This window comes from Streptomyces sp. NPDC014891, from assembly GCF_043081085.1.
GTDB lineage: Bacteria > Actinomycetota > Actinomycetes > Streptomycetales > Streptomycetaceae > Streptomyces.
In genome coordinates this window covers 259282-277978 of the sequence record NZ_JBIBWF010000006.1, presented here as the reverse complement: position 1 = coordinate 277978, position 18697 = coordinate 259282, and the positions used below count along the sequence as shown (strand labels likewise).

Annotated in this window: 17 protein-coding genes; 16 read left to right on the top strand and 1 reads right to left on the bottom strand. The window is 70.6% G+C overall.

What is annotated here, in order from left to right:
* Positions 1–181: 181 nt before the first annotated feature.
* From arc to prcA, 5 genes are all read left to right on the top strand, one after another.
* Positions 182–1948, top strand: a complete 1767-nt coding sequence (gene arc, locus ACF09E_RS19685; protein ID WP_392206289.1) for a proteasome ATPase — start codon at positions 182–184, stop codon at positions 1946–1948.
* Between the two features lie 180 nt (positions 1949–2128).
* Positions 2129–3640, top strand: coding sequence for a depupylase/deamidase Dop (gene dop / locus ACF09E_RS19680; RefSeq protein WP_392206288.1), 1512 nt, complete (start codon positions 2129–2131; stop codon positions 3638–3640).
* A 159-nt stretch (positions 3641–3799) separates the two neighbouring features.
* Positions 3800–4012, top strand: a complete 213-nt coding sequence (locus ACF09E_RS19675) for a ubiquitin-like protein Pup (RefSeq protein WP_187283998.1) — start codon at positions 3800–3802, stop codon at positions 4010–4012.
* A 160-nt stretch (positions 4013–4172) separates the two neighbouring features.
* On the top strand, positions 4173–5012 hold the full coding sequence (gene prcB, locus ACF09E_RS19670) for a proteasome subunit beta (RefSeq protein WP_361851247.1): 840 nt from the start codon (positions 4173–4175) through the stop codon (positions 5010–5012).
* Positions 5013–5058: 46 nt separating this feature from the next.
* The gene (gene prcA, locus ACF09E_RS19665) at positions 5059–5811 is read left to right on the top strand and encodes a proteasome subunit alpha (protein ID WP_361851245.1); all 753 of its coding nucleotides are present in this window, start codon (positions 5059–5061) and stop codon (positions 5809–5811) included.
* 159 nt (positions 5812–5970) lie between these two features.
* Here the strand turns inward: prcA and ACF09E_RS19660 are convergent, their stop codons facing one another.
* A complete protein-coding gene (locus ACF09E_RS19660; protein ID WP_392206287.1) occupies positions 5971–6990 on the bottom strand; it encodes a LacI family DNA-binding transcriptional regulator in 1020 nt (339 codons plus the stop codon).
* A gap of 134 nt (positions 6991–7124) precedes the next feature.
* Between ACF09E_RS19660 and ACF09E_RS19655 the strand changes: the two genes are divergently transcribed.
* From ACF09E_RS19655 to ACF09E_RS19605, 11 genes are all read left to right on the top strand, one after another.
* Positions 7125–8405 carry an MFS transporter gene (locus ACF09E_RS19655; protein WP_392206286.1) on the top strand — a complete coding sequence of 427 codons (1281 nt, stop codon included), beginning with the start codon at positions 7125–7127 and terminating at the stop codon, positions 8403–8405.
* A gap of 69 nt (positions 8406–8474) precedes the next feature.
* Complete coding sequence (gene pafA, locus ACF09E_RS19650; protein ID WP_056566373.1) at positions 8475–9836, top strand: Pup--protein ligase; 1362 nt, start codon at positions 8475–8477, stop codon at positions 9834–9836.
* A 117-nt stretch (positions 9837–9953) separates the two neighbouring features.
* Positions 9954–10892, top strand: coding sequence for an FKBP-type peptidyl-prolyl cis-trans isomerase (locus tag ACF09E_RS19645; RefSeq protein WP_392206285.1), 939 nt, complete (start codon positions 9954–9956; stop codon positions 10890–10892).
* A 43-nt stretch (positions 10893–10935) separates the two neighbouring features.
* Entirely contained in the window at positions 10936–11316 is a 381-nt protein-coding gene (locus tag ACF09E_RS19640; protein ID WP_351899861.1) for an FKBP-type peptidyl-prolyl cis-trans isomerase, read from the top strand.
* Positions 11317–11552: 236 nt separating this feature from the next.
* Entirely contained in the window at positions 11553–12509 is a 957-nt protein-coding gene (locus tag ACF09E_RS19635) for a helix-turn-helix transcriptional regulator (RefSeq protein WP_392206284.1), read from the top strand.
* Positions 12510–12525: 16 nt separating this feature from the next.
* A complete protein-coding gene (locus ACF09E_RS19630; protein WP_361856065.1) occupies positions 12526–13479 on the top strand; it encodes a WYL domain-containing protein in 954 nt (317 codons plus the stop codon).
* 175 nt (positions 13480–13654) lie between these two features.
* Positions 13655–13918 (top strand): hypothetical protein, encoded by a 264-nt coding sequence (locus ACF09E_RS19625; protein ID WP_361856068.1) that lies wholly within the window; start codon positions 13655–13657, stop codon positions 13916–13918.
* Between the two features lie 49 nt (positions 13919–13967).
* Positions 13968–14165 (top strand): hypothetical protein, encoded by a 198-nt coding sequence (locus tag ACF09E_RS19620; RefSeq protein ID WP_361856070.1) that lies wholly within the window; start codon positions 13968–13970, stop codon positions 14163–14165.
* Between the two features lie 185 nt (positions 14166–14350).
* Positions 14351–14647, top strand: coding sequence for a Sec-independent protein translocase subunit TatA (tatA, locus tag ACF09E_RS19615; protein WP_392206283.1), 297 nt, complete (start codon positions 14351–14353; stop codon positions 14645–14647).
* Between the two features lie 105 nt (positions 14648–14752).
* On the top strand, positions 14753–15655 hold the full coding sequence (gene tatC / locus ACF09E_RS19610) for a twin-arginine translocase subunit TatC (RefSeq protein ID WP_392206414.1): 903 nt from the start codon (positions 14753–14755) through the stop codon (positions 15653–15655).
* A 194-nt stretch (positions 15656–15849) separates the two neighbouring features.
* On the top strand, positions 15850–18678 hold the full coding sequence (locus ACF09E_RS19605; RefSeq protein ID WP_361856076.1) for a DEAD/DEAH box helicase: 2829 nt from the start codon (positions 15850–15852) through the stop codon (positions 18676–18678).
* The last annotated feature ends 19 nt before the right edge of the window (positions 18679–18697 follow it).

The window sequence follows — 18697 nt, the reverse complement described above, 5'->3', positions numbered from 1 at the left end:
CACACGACGATACAACCGCCCGCTTTCAACCAGCGCAGGGTGGGTATTCCCCTGTCGACAGGGGAAGCGCAAGGGTGAAGATCGGACACACCTCGGAGTCTTTTTGATCTAGGGGTTTCAATCACCACCCACGCAGGTAGGGTCAGGAAGCGTCCAGCTCCCCTTGGAGGAGGTGAGGACCGTGGCAGCCCACGACGACGACATCAACCGCGGCATCCGGCCGGGGCGAGGGTCTGAGGACCCCGCCGGTCAGGTTGCCTATCTCGAGCAGGAAATCGCCGTCCTGCGCCGCAAGCTCGCCGACTCTCCGCGACACACGAGGATTCTCGAAGAGCGGATCGTCGAGCTGCAGACCAGCCTGGCCGGCGTGTCCGCGCAGAACGAAAGACTGGCGAACACGCTCCGTGAGGCCCGCGACCAGATCGTGGCCCTCAAGGAGGAGGTCGACCGGCTCGCGCAGCCGCCGGCCGGCTTCGGTGTCTTCCTGCAGGCGAACGAGGACGGCACGTGCGACATCTTCACCGGGGGCCGCAAGCTCCGGGTGAACGTCAGCCCGAGCATCGAGCTCGAAGAGCTCAAGCGCGGCCAGGAAGTCATGCTCAACGAAGCGCTCAACGTGGTCGAGGCCATGCAGTTCGAGCGCGCCGGGGACATCGTCACCCTCAAGGAGATCCTCGAGGACGGCGAGCGCGCCCTGGTGGTGGGGCACACCGACGAGGAGCGGGTGGTGAGGCTCGCCGAGCCTCTGCTGGACGTCACCATCCGCCCCGGCGACGCCCTGCTGCTCGACTCCCGGTCCGGCTACGTGTACGAGGTGGTCCCCAAGAGCGAGGTCGAAGAGCTTGTTCTGGAAGAGGTCCCGGACGTCGACTACAACAAGATCGGCGGCCTGGGCAACCAGATCGAGCTGATCAGGGACGCGGTCGAGCTCCCCTACCTCTACCCGGACCTCTTCAAGGAGCACGAACTCCGGCCGCCCAAGGGAATCCTGCTCTACGGCCCGCCCGGCTGCGGCAAGACGCTGATCGCGAAGGCCGTGGCCAACTCCCTGGCCAAAAAGGTCGCCGAGGTGACCGGCCAGCCCGCGGGGAAGTCCTACTTCCTCAACATCAAGGGCCCCGAGCTCCTCAACAAGTACGTCGGCGAGACCGAGCGGCACATCCGCCTCGTCTTCCAGCGTGCCCGGGAGAAGGCGAGCGAGGGCACCCCCGTCATCGTCTTCTTCGACGAGATGGAATCCCTCTTCCGCACCCGCGGATCCGGTGTCAGCTCGGACGTGGAGAACACCATCGTCCCCCAGCTGCTCGCCGAGATCGACGGTGTGGAGGGCCTGGAGAACGTCATCGTCATCGGCGCCTCCAACCGCGAGGACATGATCGACCCCGCGATCCTGAGGCCCGGCCGGCTCGACGTCAAGATCAAGATCGAGCGTCCGGACGCCGAGGCGGCCAAGGACATCTTCGCGAAGTACCTCACCGCCACCCTCCCGCTCCACACGGACGACATCTCCGAGCACAGCGGATCCAAGGCGGCCGCCGCCCACGGAATGATCCAGTCGGTCGTCGAGCAGATGTACGCCGAATCCGAGGAGAACCGCTTCCTCGAAGTGACGTACGCCAACGGCGACAAGGAAGTCCTCTACTTCAAGGACTTCAACTCCGGAGCGATGATCCAGAACATCGTCGACCGGGCCAAGAAGATGGCCATCAAGGCCTTCCTCGACCACAACCAGAAGGGCATCCGGGTCTCCCACCTCCTCCAGGCGTGCGTGGACGAGTTCAAGGAGAACGAGGACCTGCCCAACACCACCAACCCCGACGACTGGGCCCGGATCTCCGGAAAGAAGGGAGAGCGGATCGTGTTCATCCGCACCCTCGTCACCGGAAAGCAGGGCGCGGACACCGGACGCTCCATCGACACGGTGGCCAATACCGGTCAGTACCTGTAGAACGCCCCCGGCTGCGGATGTCCGGAAACCGGGCATCCGCAGCCGTCGCATTCCATCCAGCATTTCCCCCGGCACCGCAGGGAAATACGCAATCGATCTCCCCACCAGCGCGGAGCCGCTCTAGGCTCTTCGGTAACGCCGAGTCGCGCACTGTGAGCGACGCCGGGCAAGGAGGGCCGCATGACCGTACGGCGAGTAATGGGCATCGAGACGGAGTACGGGATCTCCGTCCCGGGACACCCGAACGCCAATGCCATGCTCACCTCGTCCCAGATCGTCAACGCCTACGCGGCGGCGATGCACCGGGCGCGCCGCGCCCGCTGGGACTTCGAGGAGGAGAACCCGCTGCGGGACGCCCGCGGCTTCGACCTCGCCCGCGAGGTCGCCGACTCCAGCCAGCTCACCGACGAGGACATCGGCCTCGCCAACGTGATCCTCACCAACGGGGCCCGCCTCTACGTGGACCACGCCCACCCCGAGTACAGCTCGCCCGAGATCACCAATCCGCGCGACGCCGTCCTCTGGGACAAGGCCGGCGAGCGGATCATGGCGGAGGCGGCCGTGCGCGCCGCCCAGCTCCCCGGGGCCCAGCCGATCCACCTCTACAAGAACAACACCGACAACAAGGGCGCCTCCTACGGCACGCACGAGAACTACCTGATGAAGAGGGAGACCCCCTTCTCGGACATCGTGCGCCACCTGACGCCCTTCTTCGTCTCCCGCCAGGTCGTGACCGGCGCGGGACGGGTCGGCATCGGCCAGGACGGCCGGGAGCACGGCTTCCAGATCAGCCAGCGCGCCGACTACTTCGAGGTCGAGGTCGGCCTGGAGACCACCCTCAAACGGCCCATCATCAACACCCGCGACGAACCGCACGCGGACGCGGAGCGGTACCGGCGCCTGCACGTGATCATCGGCGACGCCAACCTCTCCGAGATCTCCACCTACCTCAAGCTCGGCACCACGGCCCTGGTCCTGTCGATGATCGAGGACGGGTTCATCACCGTGGACCTCGCCGTCGACCAGCCCGTACGGACCCTCCACCAGGTCTCGCACGACCCGACCCTCCAGTACCTGGTGTCGCTCCGCAGCGGCCGGACCCTGACCGCGGTCCAGCTCCAGATGGAGTACTTCGAGCTGGCCAGGAAGTACGTGGAGGAGCGGTACGGCGCGGACGCCGACGAGCAGACCAAGGACGTCCTGGTCCGCTGGGAGGACACGCTCAACCGCCTCGAGAACAATCCGATGAGCCTGGCCGGCGAACTCGACTGGATCGCCAAGCGGGAACTCATGGAGGGCTACCGGCGGCGGGACAACCTGGAGTGGGACGCCGCCCGGCTGCACCTGGTGGACCTCCAGTACGCGGACGTACGCCCCGAGAAGGGGCTCTACAACCGCCTGGTGGCCCGCGGACGCATGAAGCGGCTCCTGGACGAGACCGAGGTGACGCGCGCGCAGACGGCGCCCCCGGAGGACACCAGGGCCTACTTCCGGGGCCGCTGTCTGGAGCAGTACGCCGACGACGTCGCCGCGGCCTCCTGGGACTCGGTGATCTTCGACCTGCCCGGCCGCGACTCGCTCCAGCGCGTCCCGACCATGGAACCGCTGCGGGGCACCAAGGCCCATGTGCAGTCGCTCCTGGACCGCTGCCGGACCGCGGAGGAACTGGTCCGGGTGCTGTCCGGCGGCTGATCGGAGGCCCTCCGGGGGCCTGAAATGCCCCGGCACTGGGAATCATGGAATCAGTGCCCGGGCGTTGTCGAAACTGCGGGGCCGAAACAGGACCCGCCCTATAGGGTCTGATCTTGTACGGACTCAACCGAGCGGGCCGATTCGAGCGGGGTGAGGGATATGGCGACCAAGGACAGCGGCGGCGGACAGCAGAAGGCGACGCGTTCCACGGAGGAGGTCGAGGAGACCACCACGGAGGCGAGCTCCGACCTCCAGGAGCGGCAGGAGAAGCTGAGCGAGGACGTGGACTCGGTCCTGGACGAGATCGACGACGTCCTGGAGGAGAACGCCGAGGACTTCGTCCGGTCGTTCGTGCAGAAGGGCGGCGAGTAGCCGCACAGCGCGTCTGTCGTCCCCGTCCCCGGAGCCCCGGTGAAAGCCGTGGGCCCGGGGACGGATGACAAGCGGTGGCACGGGTAAGGTCCGTGCACAGCAAGCAAGATCGGCCGGCGCTTCCCACGGCGGGCCGATTCTCCCACCCGGAAGGAATCGCGTGGAAGCCAACCCTCGTAGCACCGGGCGTCTGCCGGCGGCCTTCCTGACGCCGGGCTCGTCCTCCTTCATCGACTTCCTGGCGGACCACTCGCCGGATCTGCTGCCGGGCGGGCGCAAGCTCCCCGAAGGGGTCGTCGAGGCCCCGCACGGCACGACCATCGTGGCGGCCACGTTCCCCGGCGGGGTCGTGCTCGCCGGTGACCGGCGGGCCACCATGGGCAACATGATCGCGCAGCGGGACATCGAGAAGGTCTTCCCCGCCGACGAGTACTCCGCCGTGGGCATCGCCGGCACCGCCGGCCTCGCCGTGGAGATGGTCAAGCTCTTCCAGCTGGAGCTGGAGCACTTCGAGAAGGTGGAGGGCGTCACGCTCTCCCTGGAGGGCAAGGCCAACCGCCTCTCCACCATGATCCGCGGCAACCTCGGCATGGCCATGCAGGGACTGGCCGTCGTGCCGCTCTTCGCGGGCTGGGACGAGGGCAAGGAGAAGGGCCGGATCTTCTCCTACGACGTGACCGGCGGCCGCTCCGAGGAGCACGGGTACGCCGCCACCGGCTCCGGCTCGATCTTCGCGCGCGGCGCGATGAAGAAGCTCTACCGCTCCGACCTGACCGAGCAGCAGGCCACCACGCTGGTCGTGCAGGCGCTCTACGACGCGGCGGACGACGACTCGGCGACCGGCGGTCCGGACCTGGCACGCCGGATCTTCCCGATCGTCACGGTCATCACGGACGAGGGCTACCGCAGGCTCACGGAGGAGGAGTCCTCCGTGCTGGCCCGGTCGGTCACCGAGCGGCGGCTGGAGGAGCCCGACGGGCCCCGCGCCGCCCTGCTCTGACCACTCGTCGCCCGACTGAAGCCCAGAAGAAAGGGACGGACCGCCGGTGTCCACTCCGTTCTACGTCTCACCCCAGCAGGCCATGGCCGACCGGGCGGAGTACGCCCGCAAGGGCATCGCCCGAGGCCGCAGCCTCGTCGTCCTCCAGTACACCGACGGGATCGTCTTCGTCGGTGAGAACCCGTCCCGCGCGCTGCACAAGTTCAGCGAGATCTACGACCGGATCGGCTTCGCCGCCGCCGGCAAGTACAACGAGTACGAGAACCTCCGCATCGGCGGCGTCCGCTACGCCGACCTGCGCGGCTACACCTACGACCGGGACGACGTCACCGCGCGCGGCCTGGCCAACGTGTACGCCCAGACGCTGGGCACCATCTTCTCCAGCGCGGGGGAGAAGCCGTACGAGGTGGAGCTGGTCGTCGCCGAGGTCGGTACCGAGCCGTCGGGCGACCAGATCTACCGGCTGCCGCACGACGGCTCGATCGTGGACGAGCACGGCTCGGTCGCGGTCGGCGGCAACGCCGAGCAGATCAGCTCCTTCCTGGACCAGCGGCACCGGGACGGCATGTCCCTGGCCGAGGCCCTGAGGCTGGCCGTGCAGGCCCTCTCGCGGGACACCAACGGCACCGAGCGGGAGATCCCCGCGGAGCGCCTGGAGGTGGCCGTCCTGGACCGCACGCGGCCGCAGCAGCGCAAGTTCAAGCGGATCGTCGGCCGGCAGCTGTCGCGCCTCCTGGAGGCGGACGACGCCGCGGTGGCGAAGACCGACGAGCCCTCGGACGAGGCGCCCGAGGAGTAGTCGCCGAGCCCCGGAGGGGCCCCGGACCGCACCCGCGGTCCGGGGCCCCTCTGACGCGTCCGGGCCTCAGCGGGCGGCGTGTCCGGGCCCCTCTGACGCGTCCGGGGTCCTCCGGTGTGTCCGGCCCCTCCGGGCGTGGGTCCGGAGACACGGCGGGTGTCAGGACGCCGGTGCGGGCCCCGAGGAGCCCCGGGCGACCAGGGAGACGGGCAGGGTGTCCGGGCCCGGCGTACCGCCCGCCAGGACGGCGAGGAGCGCCTCCATGCCCCGCCGGCCGAACTCCTCGGCCGGCAGCCGCACCGTGGTGAGCTCCGGCTCCACCACCGTCGCCAGCGCCATGTCGTCGAAACCGGTGACCGACAGGTCCTCCGGGATCCGCAGCCCGAGCCCCCGGGCCGCCTTGCAGACGCCGACCGCGAGGATGTCGTCGTCGCAGACCACCGCCGTCGGCCGGGGCCCCGGCGCGGAGAGAGCCCGGCGCGCGGCCTCCCACGCGTCCGCGACGTTCAGCGGCGCGCGCACGGTGCGCACCTCCGTCCCGCGCAGGGCGTCGGCGAGCGTGGCGGCCCGCACGTCGAAGGTCCACGACGGGGCCGCGGACGCCAGGTGCAGGAAGCGGCGGTGGCCCAGTGCGAGGAGGTGTCCGGTCACCCGGCGCATGCCGTCGGCGACGTCGAGGTTCACATGGGCGGCGGCGCCGGCCTCGGCCGGGTCGCTGTCGAGCATGACGAGCGGCAGGTCCGTCCCCCGGAAGGCCTCCAGGGCGCCGGCGGCCATCGAGGAGGCGATGACGCCGTCGAGGGCGGCCTGCGCCGAGGCGAACGGGTCCCGCGCTGGCCCCAGGCCGTCGGGGGAGGGGTAGAGCACGACGCCGAAGCCGTGCCGGGACGCCGCCGCGGCGGCGCCCGTGTAGACGTGCGCGAAGAACTCGTTGGTGAGGGCCGGGACGACGAGCATGGCGGTCCGGGTGCGGCCGAGGCGCAGGTTGCGGGCGGCGAGGTTGGGCCGGTAGCCGAGCTCCCGGGCCGCCCCCCGGACCGCCTCGGCCGTGCGTTCGGACACACGTCCGCGCCACTTGTCGCCCAGGACGAGGGAGACGGTGGCCTGGGAGACGCCCGCGATCCGCGCGACGTCCCGGCTGGTCGGGCGGCTGCCGCCGAGCGGCTCCGGGGTCTGCACACAAGCCTCCGCGTCGGGCGGTCCGCGGACCGCTCACTGGTCGCGGGGTGGACCCGCGCGCTGCCGACATGGTACGTATGACCTCGGAAGTTATACGTAAAACCTCGGCAGGGTCCGAGGCGAGGGGAGACCACATGGCCACCGGGGCCCCGGCACGAGGCGGCTATCTCGACATACTCCGGGCGCCGCACGCGGCCCGGCTCCTCGCCGGCACCCTCGTCGGGCGCCTGCCCAACGGCGTCGGCCCCATCGCCCTCACCCTCTACGTCCGCGACCAGGGCGGCAGCTACACCCTCGCCGGCGGCCTCATCGCCGCCTACGGCGTCGCCACGGCCATCGGCCAGCCCCTCCTCGGCCGCGCCGTCGACCTCAAGGGCCAGCCCCGCGTCCAGCTGCCCGCCGCGGTCCTCTCCGCCCTCGGCATGGCCCTGCTCGCCCTCGCCGGCATCGGCCACCTCGGCCTCGCCTACGCGGCCGTCGTCCTCGCCGGACTCTTCACCCCGCCCCTGGAGGGCGGACTGCGGGCCCTCTGGCCCAGCGTCCTCGGCCGCGAGGACCGGGTCCACCGCGCGTACGCCATGGACGCCGTCGCGCAGGAGGTCATGTTCACCGTCGGCCCGCTGCTGCTGACCCTCCTCGTCTCCCTCTGGTCGCCCGCCGCCGCCCTTCTCGCCGTCAACGTCCTCGGCGTCCTCGGCGCCCTCGCCGTGGTCCTCTCGGCGCCCTCCCGGGCCTGGCGCTCCGCGCCCCGGGAGGCCCACTGGCTCGGCGCCCTGCGCTCCCCGGGCCTGCTCGCCCTCCTCGGGTCGTTCTTCTTCGTCGGCCTCGCCCTCGGCTCCATCACCGTCGCCGCCGTCGCCTACGCCGACGACCGGGGCACCCCGTCCGTCTACGGCTGGCTGATGGCCGCCCTGGGCCTCGGCGCGCTCCTCGGCGGCGTCACCTACGGCGCCCGCGAATGGTCCGGAGCCCCCGAGCGGCGGCTGCGCGTCCTGGTGCTGCTGCTCGCCGTCTGCTACCTGCCGCTGGTGCTGACCCCCGGCCCGGTCGCCATGGCCCTCCTCGCGGCCCTCGCGGGCGTCTTCCTGGCCCCGGTGCTGGCCTGCGCGTTCATCGTGGTGGACCGGCACGCTCCGCGCGGCACGGTCACCGAGGCCTTCTCCTGGCTCGTCACCACCTTCGGCGTCGGTTCGGCCCTCGGCTCCGCCGTGGCGGGCCCCGCCGTCGAACTCGCCGGGACGGTCGCCGGATTCGCCGTCGCCGGCGCGGGCGGCCTGGTCGCCCTCCTGGTCCTGCTCGCCACCGGGCGCGTCCTGCACGTGCCCGCGGCCCCCGTGACCCCCACGGCCGAGGCGCGACACGCCGTCGGCACGCCCGCCCCCGCCGCCGTACACACGGAAAAGAACACGCACTGATCGGAAAATGATCGAAACGGGAGCGCCCAACCCGGTTTCAGCACAGGCCGTCAGGCGTAATGTTCAGTCATGGACCGCCGCATTTTCGGGCTGGAGAACGAGTACGGCGTCACGTGCACGTTCAGGGGACAGCGCCGACTGTCTCCTGACGAAGTGGCGCGCTACCTCTTCCGCCGTGTCGTGTCATGGGGCCGCAGCAGCAATGTCTTCCTGCGGAACGGCGCCCGCCTGTACCTGGACGTGGGATCGCATCCGGAATACGCAACACCGGAATGCGACAACGTGACCGAACTGGTCACCCACGACAAGGCCGGCGAGCGCATTCTCGAGGGCCTGCTCGTCGACGCCGAACGCCGCCTGCACGAGGAGGGAATCGCGGGCGACGTCTACCTCTTCAAGAACAACACCGACTCGGCCGGAAACTCCTACGGCTGCCACGAGAACTATCTCGTCGCCCGCCACGGCGAGTTCTCCCGGCTCGCGGACATCCTCATTCCGTTCCTGGTCACCCGCCAGCTGATCTGCGGCGCGGGAAAGGTCCTCCAGACCCCGCGCGGCGCGGTGTTCTGCGTCTCCCAGCGGGCCGAGCACATCTGGGAGGGCGTCAGCTCCGCGACCACCCGCTCCCGCCCCATCATCAACACCCGTGACGAGCCGCACGCCGACGCCGAGCGCTACCGCAGGCTCCACGTCATCGTCGGCGACTCGAACATGTCCGAGACGACCATGCTCCTCAAGGTCGGCGCCACCGACCTGGTCCTCCGCATGATCGAGGCCGGCACGGTGATGCGCGACCTGACCCTGGAGAACCCGATCCGGGCCATCCGCGAGGTCAGCCACGACATCACCGGCCAGCGCAAGGTCCGCCTCGCCAGCGGCCGCGAGGCCTCCGCCCTGGAGGTCCAGCGCGAGTACTACGAGAAGGCCGTCGACTTCGTCGACCGCCGCGGGATCCGGAACGGCACCGTCGCCCAGGTCCTGGAGCTGTGGGGCCGTACGCTCGACGCCATCGAGAGCGAGCGCCTCGACCGGATCGAGACCGAGATCGACTGGGTCATGAAGCACCGGCTCATCGAGCGCTACCGGGCCAAGCACAACATGACCATGTCGAACCCGCGGGTCGCGCAGATAGACCTCGCCTACCACGACATCCACCGGCGTCGCGGTCTCTACTACCTGCTGCAGAAGAACGGCCAGGCGGCCCGGATCTGCAACGACCTGAAGATCTTCGAGGGGAAGTCGGTGCCCCCGCAGACCACGCGGGCCCGCCTGCGCGGCGACTTCATCCGGCGCGCCCAGGAGCAGCGGCGGGACTTCACCGTCGACTGGGTGCACCTCAAGCTGAACGACCAGGCGCAGCGCACCGTGTTGTGCAAGGACCCGTTCCGCTCGGTCGACGACCGCGTCGAAAAGCTGATCGCCGGAATGTAGACCGGTCGTACCGGCGCTGTGGGCCCCGCACCTTTACCGTGCGGGGCCCTCGACGTGGCAGAGGGGTCCCCTAGAGTGTCGGGACAACTACTGTGCCGTCTGAGATCTGAGGAACACGTGCGCCGACTTGCCGGCCTTCTCGTCGTCCCGCTGCTGCTCTCCACAGCAGCCTGCGGCAGCGACGACAAGGGCTCCGATTCCGCCTCGATGACGAACGGGCTGCCCGCCATCACCGCGGGGGCCAAGTTCGGCGAGAAGCCGACCCTCGCCAAGGGCGAGGGCGACCCGCCCAAGGAACTCAAGGTCAACGTCATCAGCGAGGGCAAGGGCGCTGAGACGAAGAAGGGCGACGCCCTCTCGGTGAACTACCTGGGTCAGGCCTGGGACTCCACCACCCCCTTCGACAACAGCTTCGACCGCGGCCAGCCCTTCAGCGTCACGCTGGGCGAGGGCCAGGTCATCAAGGGCTGGGAGCAGGCCCTCGAAGGACAGAAGGTCGGCAGCCGCATCGAGGTCGGCATCCCGCCGGAGCTCGGCTACGGCGAGAAGGGCTCGCCCCCGAGCATCAAGCCCAACGCCACCCTCGTCTTCGTCGTGGACATCCTGAAGTCCGTCACGATCCCCAAGTCCGCCACCGGCACCCCGGTCGCGCAGGACAACAAGGACCTGCCGAAGGTCGGGACGAACACCGACGGCAAGGCCCCCACGGTGACGATCCCCAAGGTCGACCCGCCGACCAAGCTCGTCTCGAACTACGTGCTCGAGGCCAAGGGCGAGGCCGTCAAGGCCACCGACACGGTCGTCGTGAACTACGTCGCCTCCCTGTGGAAGGACGGCAAGGTCTTCGACTCGACGTACACCGCGGGCAAGCCCGTGAACTTCCCGCTCCCGCAGCTCACGCTCAAGGGCCTCAAGGACGGCCTCGTCGGCAAGACGGTCGGCAGCCGCGTCCTCATCGTCGCCCCGCCGTCCGAGGCGTTCGGCGACAAGGAGCAGCAGGGCATTCCCAAGAACTCCACGCTGGTGTTCGCCGTGGACATCCTGACGAAGATGTAAGACTGTCCCGATCACGCAGTTCATCAGCATGAGGAGCAGTTCAGTGAGCATCGAGAAGCCCGAGATCGACTTCCCGGGTGGCGAGCCGCCGAAGGACCTGGAGATCAAGGACATCTGGGAGGGCGACGGCGAGCTCGCCGAAGCCGGTGACTTCGTGAAGGTCCACTACGTCGGTGTGTCCTTCGACTCCGGCGAGGAGTTCGACGCCTCCTGGAACCGCGGCGCCCCGCTCGACTTCAACCTCGGCGCCGGCCAGGTCATCCAGGGCTGGGACAAGGGCGTGCAGGGCATGAAGGTCGGCGGTCGCCGCCAGCTGGTCATCCCCGCGCACCTCGCCTACGGCGACCGTGGCGCCGGCGGCAAGATCGCCCCGGGCGAGACGCTGATCTTCGTCTGCGACCTCGTCGGCGTCACCAAGCGCTGACCCGCACGGCCCCGACCGGTTCCGGTCGGCCCGAGGGCCCCCGCCGTCCACGGCGGGGGCCCTCGGCGTGCTCCGGGCGCCGGCGGACCCCAGCGGGCCGCTGACCGGGCCCCCCGAGGCCGACCCGCCGACCCCGTCCGCGGTCCGCCCTCCGGTCCCCGCTTTGGTCCCGACACCCCGGGGCGGTACGGTCGGACGTCCGAGAAGTGGATCCGGCGAAGGGGTGCGGGGCGTCGATGGCGATTGCCAAGTCCGAGCGGCTGATGAATCTCGCGCTGTGCCTGCTCGGGACACGCCGACCGCTGAGCAAGCGGGAGCTCCGCGGCTCCATCGAGGCCTACCTCGAGGCGAGCGGCGACGATGCCTTCAACCGCATGTTCGAGCGCGACAAGGACGACCTCCGCGAGCTCGGCCTCGTCATCGAGACCGTCGAGAACCTGGAGGGCGAGACCGGCTACCTCGCCCGCCGCGACTCCAACCGGCTGCCCCCCATCACCCTGGACGCCGAGGAGGCCGCCGCGCTCGGCCTCGCCGCCAAGGTCTGGCAGCAGGCCCGCCTCGCCGGCGCCGCCAGCGGCGCCCTGCAGAAGCTCCGCGCCGCCGGCATGCCCGAGGCGGAGGACTCGTACGACACCCAGCCCAGCGCCCTCGAACCGCGGATCCCCGTCCACGAGACCGCCTTCGAACCCCTGATGCTGGCCTGCCGCGACCGCCGGCCCGTCGCCTTCGACTACCGCAAGGCCAACGCCGCCCGCCCCGAGGCCCGCCAGGTCGAGCCCTGGACCCTCGAATGCTGGCGCGGCCACTGGTACCTGGCCGGCTGGGACCGCGACCGCGGCGCCGAGCGCGTCTTCCGGCTCTCCCGCATCACCGGCAAGGTCCGCTCCCGGGCCGGCGCCTTCACCGCGCCCGTGCCCGACGTCGTCACCGTCCGCGAGACCGTGGAGAGCTGGGCCGGCGAGACCGCCACCCGCTCCGCCCGGATCCGGCTGCGCACCGGCTGCGGCTACCCGCTGCGCGCCCGCGCCCAGTCCGTGGCCGAGGGCAGCGACGGATGGGACGAGCTGGAGATCCCGTACGGGCACGGCCTCGACGCCTGGCTCGTCGAGTTCGGCCCCGACGTCGTCGTACTGGAACCGGCCGATCTGCGGGCCGACGTGGTGGACCGGCTGCGCGCCGTCGCCAAGGGCTGAGGGGGACACGTACCGCATGGCTGCCAACGCGATCGACCAGACGAGGCGGATGCTCTCGCTGGTCACCTATCTCCGCGAGCGCCCCGGCGCCCACGTCGCCGACGTCGCTCGCGCCTTCGGGATCACCGAGGACGAACTGATCTCCGACCTGGACGTGCTGCCCATGTGCGGCACCAGCTTCCGCGGCGGGGACCTCCTCGACATCGACACCGACGGCGACCGGATCTGGTGGCACAACCCGGACGACGTCGCCGCGCCGCTCCGGCTCGCCGCCGACGAGGCGACCGCCCTGCTGGTCGCCGCCCGCGCCGTCGCCACCCTCCCCGGACTCCGGGAGAGCGACCGCGAGGCACTCCTGCGCGCCACGGCCAAGCTGGAGGCCGCGGCCGGCGAGGCCGCCGGAGCCAGCTCCCGGCTCTCCGTCACCTTCGAATCCGAGGGCGGCGTCTTCGCCGAGGTCGACCGGGCCATCTCCGAGCGCCGCCGTCTCTGGGTCCGCTACTACTCGCCCGCCCGCGACGAACTCACCGAGCGCGAGGTCGACCCGATCCGTCTCTTCGCCGTCGGCCACACCTACATGGAGGCGTGGTGCCGGCTCTCCGAGGCGCGCCGCACCTTCCGCCTCGACCGCGTGGCCGAGATCCGCATCCTCGACGAGCACGCCGCGCCGCCGGAGCTCGAACTGCGCGACCTCTCCGCCGGGCTGGTCCAGCCCTCCGCCGACGACCCCGAGGTGGTCGTCGAGGTCGGCCCCGGCGGGCGCTGGGTCGCCGAGTACTACCCGCACGACCGGGCCGAGGAGCTGCCGGACGGCGGCCTGCGGATCACCCTGCGCACCCCCGACCCGGCCTCCCTGCGCCGGCTCGCGCTGCGCCTGGGCAGCGACGGGCGGATCGCCGAACCGCGGGAACTCGCCGACAACGCCAGGGCCGCGGCCGCCGCCGCGCTCGCCGCGTACGAGGGCGCGTGACGCTCCCCGCCCAGGGGAGGCCGTGACAGACAGATGACCGGCCGCGGGCCGGTGGCGCGAGGGGAGCGGTGACCGGTACCGGTCGCCGGCCCGCCGGGCCGGAGCAGGCACGGACACGGGAGCCGCGCCTGCGGACGTACGCGCTGCGCGTCGCGCGGGGTGCGGGAGCCGAGAGATGAGGGAAATGTCCGTGATGCACGATCTTACGGCGACGATCGCCCCGGTCCTCTTCAAGGCCGCCTGCCCCGACTGCCGCTCCCGCTGCGAACTCTCCGCGAACGCCCTGCGCCTCGCCATCGGCGCCAGCCGCCGCACCACCTTCTACTCCTTCACCTGCCCCGAGTGCGGCAGCTCCGTCCGCAAGCCCGCCGGCGAGCGGATCGTCGAACTCCTCACCGGCGGCGGCGTCCGGACCCTGCGGCTGCACACGACCGTCTGAGCGGCGACCGGACGCCCGGCCCGCCACGCCCAACGTCTAGGCTCGCCTCATGTTCTGGCCCATGCTCGCCATCGCCCTCGGATTCCTCGGCATCGCCGTCCTCGGCGTCCTCGCCATCAGGGTCTTCGTCGAGGTCCAGCGCCTCGGCCGTCAAGTGGCCCACACCACAGAACGGATCAACCGCGCCGCCGAAGACCTCGAAACGGCCGCCGTCGGACTGGCCCGCACGGGCGACTCGCTGCGCTGATCCCGTGCCGTACCCTGCGTGAAGTGGCCCCGGACCGGTCACGTACGACGCAATCGGGAGTATGCAAGGGCATTGCCCTGCGTTTACTCCTGCGGGTTACGATCGCAGACAGCGCGGTGGCCGGACGCATGTCCGACCCGCCGGGCACGCACTCCATGTCGCCTCGGTGAAGAAGGTAAACAGCTATGGGTAGGCTCGGCCCCACCGAGATCATTCTCATCCTCGTCGTGATCATCCTGCTGTTCGGCGCCAAGAAGCTCCCGGACATGGCGCGCTCGCTCGGCAAGTCCGCCCGCATCCTCAAGAGCGAGGCCAAGGCGATGAAGTCGGACGACCAGCAGAGCGCCCCCGCCGACCCGCCGCAGGCCGGCGCCGCCGCCCCCGCCGCCCAGGAGCCCGCCCCGCGCACCATCCAGGCCGCTCCCGGCGACGTGACCAGCGCACGTCCCGTGACCGAGCCCTCGGACACCACCAAGCGCTGACCCGGTCCGCCGCGGCCGCCGCACCGGGCGGCGGCCTGCCGCATGAGATGAGGACGTGGGTTGCCCAAGTCTGCCCGCAAGCAGGACAAAGACCCCGAGGGCCGGATGCCCCTCGTGGAGCACCTGCGTGAACTCCGCAACCGACTGGCGAAGGGTCTCCTCGCCGTCGCCGCGGTGACGATCGTCGCCCTCGTGTACAGCGAGGAGCTGATGCAGTTCCTGACGAAGTCGGTGCCCACCTGCGGCCCGAACGTCACCAGCAACGGTGGAAACTGCGCGATCGTCTCCTTCAACACGCTGATGGCCCCGTTCAGCACGACGATCCAGTTGTCGCTGACGACGGGCCTCGTCGTCGCCAGCCCCATCTGGCTCTACCAGCTGTGGGCCTTCGTCGCGCCCGGACTGCACAAGAGCGAGAAGAAGTACACGTACGCCTTCGTCGGCGCCGCCGTACCGCTGTTCTCCGCCGGCGCCTACCTCGCGTACCTGATCCTCCCCATCAGTGTGAAGGTCCTCATCAGCCTCACTCCTGAGGGCTCCGCGAACATTCTCTCGCTCGGTGACGTGCTCGACTTCACCCTGCGCATGGTGCTCGTCTTCGGCCTCGCCTTCGAGCTCCCGCTCGTCCTGGTCATGCTCAACCTCACCGGCGTCCTCACGGGCCGCCGGATGGCCGGCTGGTGGCGCGGCGTGATCATGGGCGTCTTCGTCTTCGGTGCCGTCATCACCCCGACCACCGACCCCGTCGGCATGATCGCCCTTGCCGGACCCATCACCGTCCTGTACTTCGGGGCCGTCGGCTTCTCCCTCCTCAACGACCGGCGGCGCAGGCGCAACGACCCCGACGCCGAGCTCGACGACGACGAAGCATCGGTGCTGGACCTCCACCCCGAGTCCGTCGGCGCGATCGAACCCGTCGGCGCCGCCCGGGCTCTGCCCGAGCAGGCCACCGGCGAACCCGGCGGCGCCGGCGTCCACCGCGCCAACGGGTACGACGACATCACCTGACGCCGCCCCCCGCACACCCGTACGCCCCTCCGGACGCCGTCCGGAACACGACGACCCCGCCGCGGCCCCGCGGCGGGGTCCTCGCGTTCCCACCGGGACGGCGGCGCATCCGAAAAGCCCGGAACCCGGCGCTCCACATCCCCTCGATAAAGATCGCGTCACTGTCACAGGCGACGGGTAGGCTCGAGAACAAGATGACAGAGGACCTCACACCAGCCGAGGCGTACGCGGCCGCCCGCGCCCGCAACGCCGATGCGGCCACCGCGCTGGCCCCCTTCCGCGAGATGTACGAGTTCGGCCTGGACCCCTTCCAGATCGAGGCATGCCAGGCCCTCGAAGCGGGCAAGGGCGTGCTCGTCGCCGCGCCCACGGGCTCCGGCAAGACCATCGTCGGCGAGTTCGCCGTCCACCTCGCCCTGAACCAGGGCCGCAAGTGCTTCTACACGACCCCGATCAAGGCGCTCTCCAACCAGAAGTACGCCGACCTCGTCAAGCGCTACGGCAACGACAAGGTCGGCCTCCTCACCGGGGACAACAGCGTCAACGGCGACGCGCCGATCGTGGTCATGACCACCGAAGTCCTCCGCAACATGCTCTACGCGGGATCCCAGGCCCTCTCCGGCCTCGGCTACGTGGTCATGGACGAGGTCCACTACCTCTCCGACCGCTTCCGCGGTGCCGTCTGGGAGGAAGTGATCATCCACCTCCCCGAATCGGTCACCCTCGTCTCACTCTCCGCGACCGTCTCCAACGCCGAGGAGTTCGGCGACTGGCTCGACACCGTCCGCGGCGACACCGAGGTCATCGTCTCCGAAAGCCGCCCCGTCCCCCTCTGGCAGCACGTCCTCGCCGGACGCCGGATGTACGACCTCTTCGAGGAGGAGACCGACCACGGCGGCCGCGGCGCCTCCCGCCGCGAGGTCAACCCCGACCTCCAGCGCCTCGCCCGCACCGAGAACACGCGCACGTACAACCCGCGCGACCGGCGCCGCGGCAAGATGGTCCGCGAGGCCGACCGCGAGCGCGAGCGCCGCCAGCGCTCCCGCATCTGGACCCCCGGCCGCCCCGAGGTCATCGAGCGCCTCGACGCCGAAGGCCTCCTGCCCGCCATCACCTTCATCTTCAGCCGCGCCGGCTGCGAGGCCGCCGTCCAGCAGTGCCTCTACGCCGGACTCCGCCTCAACGACGACGACGGACGCCGCCGCGTCCGCGAGATCGTCGAGGAGCGCACCGCCGCCATCCCCACCGAGGACCTCCACGTCCTCGGCTACTACGAATGGCTCGAAGCACTGGAGCGCGGCATCGCCGCCCACCACGCCGGCATGCTCCCGACCTTCAAGGAAGTCGTCGAGGACCTCTTCGTCAAGGGCCTCGTCAAAGCCGTCTTCGCCACCGAGACGCTCGCCCTCGGCATCAACATGCCCGCGCGCACCGTCATCCTGGAGAAGCTCGTCAAGTGGAACGGCGAGCAGCACGCCGACATCACCCCCGGCGAGTACACCCAGCTCACCGGCCGCGCCGGCCGCCGCGGCATCGACGTCGAAGGCCACGCCGTCGTCCTCTGGCAGCGCGGCCTCGACCCCGACCACCTCGCCGGCCTCGCCGGCACGCGCACCTACCCGCTGCGCTCCAGCTTCAAGCCGTCCTACAACATGGCGGTCAACCTCGTCGAGGGCTTCGGCCGGCACCGCTCCCGCGAACTCCTCGAAACGTCCTTCGCCCAGTTCCAGGCCGACCGCTCCGTCGTCGGCATCTCCCGGCAGGTCCAGAAGAACGAAGAGGGCCTCGAAGGCTACCGGGAAGGCATGACCTGCCACCTCGGAGACTTCGAGGAGTACGCGCGGCTCCGCCGCGACCTCAAGGACCGCGAGACCGAACTGGCCCGCCAGGGCGCCGCCCAGCGCCGCGCCCAGGCCGCCGGATCCCTGGAGAAGCTCAAGCCCGGCGACGTCATCCACGTCCCCACCGGCAAGTTCGCCGGCCTCGCCCTCGTCCTCGACCCCGGCATCCCCGCCGGCCGCACCAACAACCACCGCGGCTTCGAGCACCACGACGGCCCCCGCCCCCTCGTCCTCACCGCCGAACGACAGGTCAAGAGGCTCGCCTCCATCGACTTCCCCGTCCCGGTCGAGGCCCTGGAGCGGATGAGGATCCCCAAGTCCTTCAACCCCCGCTCCCCGCAGTCCCGCCGCGACCTCGCCTCCGCCCTGCGCAGCAAGGCCGGACACATCAACCCCGAGCGCCACCACAAGCAGCGCTCCGCCGCCGCCGACGACCGCGAGATCGCCCGGCTGCGCACCGAGATCCGCGCCCACCCCTGCCACGGCTGCGACGAGCGCGAGGACCACGCCCGCTGGGCCGAGCGCTACCACCGCCTCCAGCGCGACACCCAGCAGCTGGAGCGGCGCATCGAGGGCCGCACCAACACCATCGCGCGCACCTTCGACCGGATCGTCGCGCTCCTCACCGAACTCGACTACCTGCGCGGCAACGAGGTCACGGAGAACGGCAAGCGGCTCGCCCGGCTCTACGGCGAACTCGACCTCCTCGCCAGCGAATGCCTCCGCGACCGCGTATGGGAAGGCCTGACCCCGGCCGAACTCGCCGCCTGCGTCTCGGCCCTGGTGTTCGAGGCACGTCAGTCCGACGACGCCGTCGCACCCAAGCTGCCCGCGGGCAACGCCAAGGCGGCACTCGGCGAGATGGTGCGGATCTGGGGCCGCCTCGACGCCCTCGAAGAGGAATTCAAGATCAACCAGGCGGAGGGCGTCGGCCAGCGCGAACCCGACCTCGGATTCGCCTGGGCCGCCTACCAGTGGGCCTCCGACAAGAGCCTCGACGAGGTGCTGCGCGAGGCCGAGATGCCCGCCGGCGACTTCGTCCGCTGGTGCAAGCAGGTCATCGACGTCCTCGGACAGATCGCGGCGGCGGCACCCAAGGAGAACAGCACCGTCGCCAAGAACGCACGCAAGGCCGTCGACGCGCTGCTGCGCGGAGTCGTCGCCTACAGCTCGGTGGGCTGACGACCCGCCTCCACCCCGC

Coding starts and splice junctions, on each gene's coding strand:
- dop (WP_392206288.1), top strand. CDS start 2,129: ATGACCGTACGGCGAGTAATGGGCATCGAGACGGAGTACGGGATCTCC.
- ACF09E_RS19605 (WP_361856076.1), top strand. CDS start 15,850: ATGACAGAGGACCTCACACCAGCCGAGGCGTACGCGGCCGCCCGCGCC.
- ACF09E_RS19630 (WP_361856065.1), top strand. CDS start 12,526: ATGGCTGCCAACGCGATCGACCAGACGAGGCGGATGCTCTCGCTGGTC.
- ACF09E_RS19625 (WP_361856068.1), top strand. CDS start 13,655: ATGAGGGAAATGTCCGTGATGCACGATCTTACGGCGACGATCGCCCCG.
- tatC (WP_392206414.1), top strand. CDS start 14,753: ATGCCCCTCGTGGAGCACCTGCGTGAACTCCGCAACCGACTGGCGAAG.
- pafA (WP_056566373.1), top strand. CDS start 8,475: ATGGACCGCCGCATTTTCGGGCTGGAGAACGAGTACGGCGTCACGTGC.
- ACF09E_RS19620 (WP_361856070.1), top strand. CDS start 13,968: ATGTTCTGGCCCATGCTCGCCATCGCCCTCGGATTCCTCGGCATCGCC.
- tatA (WP_392206283.1), top strand. CDS start 14,351: ATGGGTAGGCTCGGCCCCACCGAGATCATTCTCATCCTCGTCGTGATC.
- ACF09E_RS19655 (WP_392206286.1), top strand. CDS start 7,125: ATGGCCACCGGGGCCCCGGCACGAGGCGGCTATCTCGACATACTCCGG.
- ACF09E_RS19635 (WP_392206284.1), top strand. CDS start 11,553: ATGGCGATTGCCAAGTCCGAGCGGCTGATGAATCTCGCGCTGTGCCTG.
- ACF09E_RS19675 (WP_187283998.1), top strand. CDS start 3,800: ATGGCGACCAAGGACAGCGGCGGCGGACAGCAGAAGGCGACGCGTTCC.